The following is a 4125-nucleotide window of genomic DNA, read 5'->3' as shown; positions in this document are numbered from 1 at the left end:
AGCGTCCCAAGGTCGAGCGGTACGGCGACATGCTCTTCCTCGTCCTCAAGACCCTCTGGTACGTCGACGAGGACGACGCCGTGGAGACCGGCGAGATCAACCTCTTCGTCGGTGACGACTTCATCGTCACCGTCCGGCACGGCGCGGGCGTCGACCTCGCCACCTCCCGCCGCGACCTGGAGCAACGGGCCAAGGTGCTCGAGCACGGGCCGATGGCCGTCATGTACGCCATCTGCGACCGGGTGGTCGACGAGTACGAGAAGGTCGGGGCGGCGCTCGAGATCGACGTGGACGAGGTCGAGGAGTCCGTCTTCTCCCCCGCCCGCACCAACGACTCGGTCCGTATCTACAAGCTGAAGCGGGAGATCGCGGAGGTCCGCCGCGCGATCATGCCGCTGCGCGAGCCGATGCGCCGCTTCGCCCTCGGCGAGGTCACCGGGATCGACTCCGAGACCGCCACCTACTTCCGCGACGTGGCCGACCACCTCCAACGGGTCTCGGAGGTCATCGACAACCTCGACGGGCTGCTCTCCACGGCCTTCGACGCGCACCTGGCGCGCATCTCGGTGCAGCAGAACGAGGACATGCGCAAGATCTCCGCGGGCGCCGCCCTGGTCGTCGTACCCACGCTCATCGCCGGCGTCTACGGGATGAACTTCGACCACATGCCCGAGCTGCACTGGGACTACGGCTACGGCTTCGCGATCGGGTTGATGGTCGGCGCGTCGGCCTTCCTGCTCTGGTTCTTCAAGAGGTCGGGATGGCTCTGAGCGACACCGTCCCACCCCGACTGAACGCCTGGCGGGTCGTGTGGTGGTTCGGCTTCGTCAGCCTCGCCGCCGACATGGTCTACGAGGGCGCGCGGTCGATGTACGGACCGGTGCTCGCCGCCCTCGGTGCCTCCGCGGTGGTGGTCGGCGTCGTGACGGGCGCCGGCGAGGCCATGGCTCTGGTGCTGCGCCTGGTGTTCGGGCCGGTCGCCGACCGGACCGGGCGCTACTGGACGCTCACCATCGTCGGCTACGGGCTCACGGCGGTGTGCGTGCCCCTGCTCTGGCTGGCCCCCCGGCTGGGGTCGGCCGGCCTGGCCTTCGCGATCACGATGATCCTGCTGGAGCGCCTGGGCAAGGCCGTGCGGTCCCCCTCCAAGTCGGCCCTGCTCGCGCACGTCGCCGGGGCCGTCGGGCGGGGCCGGGGCTTCGGGGTGCACAAGGCCCTCGACCAGGTGGGCGCCTTCGCCGGCCCCCTGCTGGTCGCGGCCGTCGTCGCCGTCGCCTCGCTGTGGGCGGGCATGGCGGTCCTCGCCATCCCCGGCGCGATCGCCATGGTGCTGCTCCTGACGCTGCGGCACCGGGTGCCGGACCCGAGCGTCTACGACCCCTCGACCCCGTCGGCAGCCCCGTCGAGCGCGGCAGACGCCGCTGCGTCACGCGGCTGGTGGGCGGAGGCGGTCGGGGTCGGCCTCCCCGGCGACTTCTTCCGCTACGCCGTCGCCGCCTCGCTGACGACCGGCGCCCTGGTGACCTTCGGGATCATCGRCTACCACCTCACCGTCGAGGGGATCGTGCCGGTCGCCGCGGTCCCGCTCGTCTACGCCACCGCGATGGCGGTCGAGGCGGTCGCCGCGTTGCTCGTCGGCTGGATCTACGACCGGGCCGGGGCGCGCATCCTGCTCGTCGTGCCGGTCCTGGTGGCGGTGGTGCCGGCGCTGGCGCTCGGCTCGACGCTCGCGCTCGTCGTCGCCGGCGTCGTCGTCTGGGGGTTCGCCCACGGCGTGCAGGACTCGACCATCAAGGCGGCCGTGGCCGACCTCGTCGAGGCACCCCGACGCGCCACGGCGTACGGCGTCTTCGCGGGCATCCAGGGGCTGCTCGCGATCCTCGGCGGTGCGGGTGCCGGCTGGCTCTACGAGCGGTCGCTCACCGCGCTGGTCGTCGTGATCGCCCTCAGCCAGCTGGTCGCCCTGGCCCTGCTGCTGCAGACGTTCAGGCGGACAGCACGCCGGTCGCGAGCAGGATGAGCGTCGCGGCGCCGAGCAGCACGCGGTAGACGACGAACGGCGTGTACGAGTGGGTCGAGACGTACCGCAGCAGCCAGGCGATGGCGGCGTACCCGACGGCGAAGGAGACCACGGTCGCGACGATCGTCGGACCCCAGCCGTAGGTGTTGTCGCCGTTCGGGATCTCCTTGAGCTCGAACAGGCCGGCGCCGACCACCGCGGGGATCGCGAGGAGGAAGGCGAAGCGGGTGGCGGCCTCTCGCTCGAAGCCCAGCACCCGACCCATCGAGATCGTCGCCCCGCTGCGCGAGACGCCCGGGATGAGGGCGAGCGCCTGGGCGACCCCCATCAGGATGGCGTCGCGCAGGGTGATCTGCTTGATCTCGCGGTCGTCGGTGCTGAAGTGGTCGGCGAGGCCGAGCACGACGCCCATCACGATGAGCGTGGTGCCGACGATCCACAGGTTGCGGAAGTCCTCCTCGATGACGTCCTTGAGGAGGACGCCCAGGACCACGATCGGCAGCGAGCCGATGATGACGAACCACCCCATGCGGGCGTCGAACTGCCCGCGCCACTCCGGCTTGAACAGCGACAGCACCCACGCCTTGCCGATGCGCCAGATGTCGTGGCGGAAGTAGATGAGGACCGCCAGCTCGGTGCCGATCTGGATGACCGCCGTGAAGGCGGCGCCCGGGTCGCCCCAGCCGAAGAGCTCGGGGAAGATCCGCAGGTGCGCGCTGCTGGAGATCGGCAGGAACTCGGTGAGTCCCTGGATGGTGCCGAGGACGATGGCCTGAAGGAGTTCCCACACGCCGCAGGAGCCTACGGGGAGGCGATTGCGGCGAGCCGGAGGGCCCGCCGTGGTGGTCGGCACTAATCTCTGGCGCATGCAGCAGCGCTCTCTCGGCTCGACCGGCCTGAAGGTGTCCCGGCTCGGCCTGGGCACCATGACGTGGGGACGCGACACCGACGAGCACGAGGCGCGTGACCAGCTCATCGCCTTCGCCGAGGCGGGCGGCACGCTGCTCGACACCGCCGCGGGGTACGGCGACGGGGCCAGCGAGGAGCTCATCGGCACCCTCATCGGCGACGTCGTCGGCCGCGACGAGGTCGTGCTGGCGACCAAGGCCGGCATCTCACGGCGCAGCGGCCAACGGGTCACCAACACCTCGCGCGGACACCTGCTGACGTCCCTCGACGCGTCGCTCAAGCGGCTCGGCGTCGAGCACGTGGACCTGTGGCAGGTGCACGTGTGGACCGACGAGACCCCGGTCGAGGAGACGCTCACCGCGCTCGACCTGGCCATCACGTCCGGGCGGGCGTCGTACGTCGGCGTCTCCAACTACAGCGGGTGGCAGACCGCCCAGGCGGCCACCTGGCAGCGCGCCGTGCCAGGTCGGGCCACCCTGGCGTCCACCCAGGTGGAGTACTCGCTGCTCAACCGGGGTGTCGAGCACGAGGTCGTCCCGGCAGCGCAGGCGCTGGGCCTCGGCGTGCTCCCCTGGTCGCCGCTGGGCCGCGGGGTCCTCACCGGCAAGTACCGCTCCGGCACGCCCTCGGACTCCCGCGGGGCCACCGAGCACTTCGGCAGCTTCGTGGGCGTCTACCTCGACGAGCGGGGGCGCTCGATCGTCGAGGGCGTGGCCCGGGCCGCCGACGGGCTGGGCTGGTCCCCGCTCGAGGTGGCCCTGGTGTGGGTCCGTGACCGACCGGGCGTCACCGCCCCGATCGTGGGCGCGAGGACCGCCGCCCAGCTGCGCGGCGCCCTCGGCGTCGAGGAGCTGACCCTGCCCCGGGAGATCGTGGACGCCCTCGACGACGTGAGCGGCGACTGATGGCTCGCGCGCACCGTCGACCGCCGGCCGCCGGGGTGGAGTGGGAGTTCGAGACCCTCACCCTGCCGCGCGACTTCTCGCGCAACGTGGTGACCCGGATGCTCGTCGACCGGGCCGAGCACGGCGGCTGGGAGCTGGACCGGCTGCGGATCGGCGACGACGGGGTACGCCGCATCGTGCTGCGCCGCAAGATCATCCGGCAGCGGCTGACCCTCTTCGCCGGCTGAGCCGGGCCAGCAACCGCCCTCAGGCCTGTGGAGGCCCCCTCCCAGGCGCGCGCCTGTGGAGGAC

The 4125-nt window shown here is 71.8% G+C and carries 5 protein-coding genes; 4 read left to right on the top strand and 1 reads right to left on the bottom strand.

Features of this window, described 5'->3' with window-relative positions; all coding sequences use genetic code 11:
• Nucleotides 1-770 (top strand): magnesium and cobalt transport protein CorA (locus ACXJKL_RS15955; protein ID WP_457208013.1); only part of this gene is annotated, 770 nt, incomplete at its 5' end.
• Complete coding sequence (locus ACXJKL_RS15950; protein WP_457208012.1) at nt 761-2020, top strand: MFS transporter; 1260 nt, start codon at nt 761-763, stop codon at nt 2018-2020. The genes ACXJKL_RS15955 and ACXJKL_RS15950, both read left to right, overlap by 10 nt.
• Here ACXJKL_RS15950 and ACXJKL_RS15945 read toward each other — a convergent pair.
• On the bottom strand, nt 1986-2810 hold the full coding sequence (locus ACXJKL_RS15945) for an undecaprenyl-diphosphate phosphatase (RefSeq protein WP_457208011.1): 825 nt from the start codon (nt 2808-2810) through the stop codon (nt 1986-1988). The two genes, ACXJKL_RS15950 and ACXJKL_RS15945, sit on opposite strands and share 35 nt — an antisense overlap.
• Nucleotides 2811-2886: 76 nt before the next feature.
• Between ACXJKL_RS15945 and ACXJKL_RS15940 the strand changes: the two genes are divergently transcribed.
• Together ACXJKL_RS15940 and ACXJKL_RS15935 are read left to right on the top strand one after the other, a co-directional pair.
• Nucleotides 2887-3834, top strand: a complete 948-nt coding sequence (locus tag ACXJKL_RS15940; protein WP_457208010.1) for an aldo/keto reductase — start codon at nt 2887-2889, stop codon at nt 3832-3834.
• On the top strand, nt 3834-4061 hold the full coding sequence (locus ACXJKL_RS15935) for a DUF5703 family protein (RefSeq protein ID WP_457208009.1): 228 nt from the start codon (nt 3834-3836) through the stop codon (nt 4059-4061). The genes ACXJKL_RS15940 and ACXJKL_RS15935 overlap by 1 nt, the downstream gene beginning before the upstream one ends.
• Nucleotides 4062-4125 lie beyond the last annotated feature (64 nt).

This window comes from Nocardioides sp. P5_C9_2 (genome assembly GCF_054049555.1).
Note: the sequence above shows the minus strand (reverse complement) of the source record. Positions and strands in the feature narration are given on the sequence as shown.